General features: G+C 76.7%; 2 protein-coding genes. One reads left to right on the top strand and one right to left on the bottom strand.

Features of this window, described 5'->3' with window-relative positions:
- The first annotated feature begins 160 nt into the window (after nucleotides 1-160).
- Nucleotides 161-550: a phage holin family protein gene (locus DMH08_RS38980; protein ID WP_026404924.1), complete on the top strand. Its 390-nt coding sequence runs from the start codon at nucleotides 161-163 to the stop codon at nucleotides 548-550.
- Between the two features lie 134 nt (nucleotides 551-684).
- Here the strand turns inward: DMH08_RS38980 and DMH08_RS40675 are convergent.
- Nucleotides 685-3,462, bottom strand: a 2,778-nt coding sequence (locus tag DMH08_RS40675) for a hypothetical protein (protein ID WP_199748231.1), incomplete at its 5' end; no start/stop codon positions are given.

The following is a 3,462-nucleotide window of genomic DNA, read 5'->3' as shown; positions in this document are numbered from 1 at the left end:
AGCCCGCCCCCGCCCCCGCAGGGCGTGGACCGTCCGTCGCGTCGCCCTTCTTCGACCGGAGCGAATGAGGCCGTCTCCTACCTGACGGTGATCGACGCACCCCGCAGAATCGCCGCAGGGACTGATGGCGGCCCCGGGGTCGACCGCGCACCCTGGTGATGTGCGCATTCTTCTCAAGGTGGGCATCACCGCGGTCGCCCTGTGGGCCGCCACCGCGCTGATCCACGGCATCACCGTCCAGGGCGTCTCGAGCGTCGGCGACACGGCCGGCGGACGAGCGCTCACCCTCCTCGGCGTCGCCGTCGTCTTCGGCATCGTCAACGCGATCATCAAGCCGATCGTCAAGACGTTGGGCTGCGCCTTCTACGTCCTCACCCTCGGCCTCATCGGCCTCGTCGTCAACGCGCTGCTGCTCTGGCTCACCAGCGAGGTCGCCGCGCGCCTCGAACTCCCCTTCCACGTCGACGGCTTCTGGCCCGCCTTCTGGGGCGCGATCGTCGTCGGCGTCGTCGGCTGGGTGCTGAACCTGTTCGTGGACGACGACGACTGACCCGCCCGCCCCCGAACCGCCCGAGGACGCCCGCCCGCTCCTCGGGCGCCCCGCATTCCCGACTCCCCCATGCTCCCTCGCCACCGGCGGCCGGCGCCGGTGGCGCCGGTGGCCGGGGCGGCCTGCTCGTCCGATCAGTCGGACGCGGAGGACGACCCGCCGGGCGCGTGGTCGACGCGCGTCTCGTCCTCGGCGGCAGGTTCGGTGGTTCTGAGGTCCACGCGGGTCGCGTCTTCGACGTCCGGTTCGTCGGGTGCGGACGGTTCGGTGGTCGTGTGGTCCAGGCGGGTTTCGTCCGGTTGGTCGGGCGCGGCTGGGGATTCGTCGGCGGTCGTGTGGTCGGCGCGGGTCACGTCCTGGACGTCCGGTTCGTCGGGCGTGGACTCCACGCGCGTCCCGTCCGGTTCGTCGGTCGTGTTGTCGAGGCGCGTTTCGTCTGCGACGTCCGGTTCGCTGGACGCGGGCGGTTCGTCGAGCGTGGTGTCCGCGTGGGTTGCGTCCTCGGGTGCCGAGCCCTCGTTGGTCGCGTCCGTGCGGGTCTCGTCCGCGACCGGTGCGTCGCCGGACGGCGGGTCGTCGGACGGCGCGTCGGTGGACGGTGTGTGGCCGAAGGCGACGTCGCGCGGGTCCACGGTCGGCTCGTCGGGCTCGTCGGGCTCGTCGGGTGTGTCCCCGGGTGCGGCGCTGCGGGGTGCGTCCACGGTCGAGGTGGCGTCGGGCGACGAGCCGGGGCCGTCCTCGGGGTGCGGGGTTCGGGGTGCGACGGCGGCGCGGTTGAGCGGGCCGCGGGTCAGGCGGTCGGCGGGCTCCTCGCCGGCGTACTCGCGGTGGGCGGGCGGCGTCGCGCCGGGCGGGCCGACCAGGACCCAGCGGTGGGTGCGGACGGCGCCGACGAGGAAATCCGCGTCCCGGACGTCCCCCGCGGTGATCAGCGCGTCGAACTCGGCGTCGTCCAGCGCGAGTCCCGCGGCGACGGGCGTCCCGACGACCACGTCGGCGGTGCGCAGGAGGACGTCGCCGTCGGGCGCGCGGCCGTCCAGATACGCGGTGAGCTCCTCGATGCGGGCCATCGCCCGGGACTGGTGCGCGGCGATCGCGTCGGGTTCGACCGACGGGTCGGAACCGCAGATCTCCTCCACGTGCTCCCGCGCGCGCGCCTCCGCGTCCTCGGCCGCTTGCAGTTCGGCGTCACGTGCGGCGAACTCGTCCTGCGCCTCCGTGGAGCGGCGCTCCAGTTCGGCCGCCGCGTCCGCCGCGCGCCGGGCCGCCTCCTCGCCGGCCGCGCCCTCCCGCTCGGCCACGGCGAGGGCCTCCTCCCGCGCGGCCCGCGCCGCCTCGACGCGCTCCTCGATCTTCCGCGCGGCCTGCTTCGCCATCCGGGCTTCCAGGCCCGCCTCCGTCGCGCGATGCACCGCCTCCGCCGCGAGCCGCGCCTGCTCGCGGTGCTCGGCGTCCGCCCGCTCCCGCTCCGTCGCGAGCCAGGCGAGCTCCTCGCCGAGCCGCTGCTGCGCCTCCCGCGCCGCCCCGATCCGGGCGCTGCCGTCGGTGACGAACTGGTCGAGCCCGCGCCGCAGCCGGTCGGCCTCCTCCGCCGCGTGCCGGGCCTCCGCCGCCCGCTTCGCCGCCTCGTCCGCCTCCCGCCGCCGCGCCTTCACCTCGGCGCGCATGCTCCGCAGCCCTGACGGCGGCGACGCCACGTGCAGCCGCTGACCGAGCGACATCTTCTTCTGCATCGCCGACAGGGCCGACTCCGCCGACACCAGCCGGTAGTAGCTCGCGTGGCCCTCCGCCGCCGCGTCCGCGTCCGCCGCCACCGCCCGCTCGGCCTCGTGGACCGCCGCCGGCAGCGCCTCCTGCGCCCGCTGCAACTCGTCCGCCAGCGACTCCTCCGTCTGCCGCGCCGCCTGCATCTCGCCCTGCGCGGCCTGCGCCCGCTGGCCGAGTTCCATGCACCGCGCGTAGGCCGCGTCGGCGACGCGCGTCAGCTCCCCGGCCTGCGCGGACGCCGTGTCCGCGGCGGCCTGCAGCCGCTCCGCCTCCGCCTGCGGGCCCGCCAGCTCCGCCTCGGCCGCACGCTGCTCGACGTCCAGCCGCTCGGCCTCCGTTGCCGCCTCGGAGGCCGCGCCCTCCGCGGCCTCCGCCGCGGCCCGCGCCTCCTCGATCGCCGCGGCCAGCGCCGCCCGCTCCGCCTCGAACGCCTCGCGCCGCCGCACGTTCTCGGCCCGCACCGACTCCAGCGTCGCGTGGTCGCGCGGCCACTGCTCCAGCCACAGCAGCCCGCGCCGGAGCATCCGCAGCTCCGTGTCCCACGACTGCCGCCACGCCGCCCCGCTCGCCCGCAGCACCGCGCCGCGCACCCACGTCTCCGGCGCGGGCGGAACCGGCAGCTCCTGCGCCCGCGTGACGTCCGGCGCCCGCTTGAACTCGACGGTCCCGTGCGGCGGCTTCGGCCGCGCCGGCGGCTTCCGGGGCGGCTCGGGCGGCGCGTCCCCCGGCTCGGTGTCCACGGCCAGCGCGAACACCCCGGCGTCGTCCTCGAACCCGCGCAGCACCGCGGCCGCCTGCAGCGCCGTCGGCGCCAGCACGAGGGCCCGCTCGCCCGCCGCGAGCATGCCGTCCACGACCTCCCGGACGGCCGCCGCCACGTGCGCCTCCTCGGACACGGGCACGATGCGGACCCCGTCCGTCCCGTCCCGCGCATCCATGACGAACCGGGCGAGGACGTCCCAATCCCCCGCGACCCGCCGCTCGCGGAACGCCCGCAGGGCCGCGAGCTGACCCGCCCAGCCGACCGTCCCCTCGCCGCGCGGCGACTCCTGGAGCCTCTCGTACACGTCGATCAGCGCCGCGCACACCCGCTCGACGCCCTCATCGAACCCCCCGGCCCCGGACGGGCGTTCGACGGCCACGGC

The sequence above is a fragment of the Actinomadura sp. WAC 06369 genome (assembly GCF_003947565.1).
In the GTDB taxonomy this organism is placed as follows: Bacteria; Actinomycetota; Actinomycetes; order Streptosporangiales; family Streptosporangiaceae; genus Spirillospora; species Spirillospora rifamycini.
This window is presented reverse-complemented; position numbering and strand designations above follow the sequence as displayed.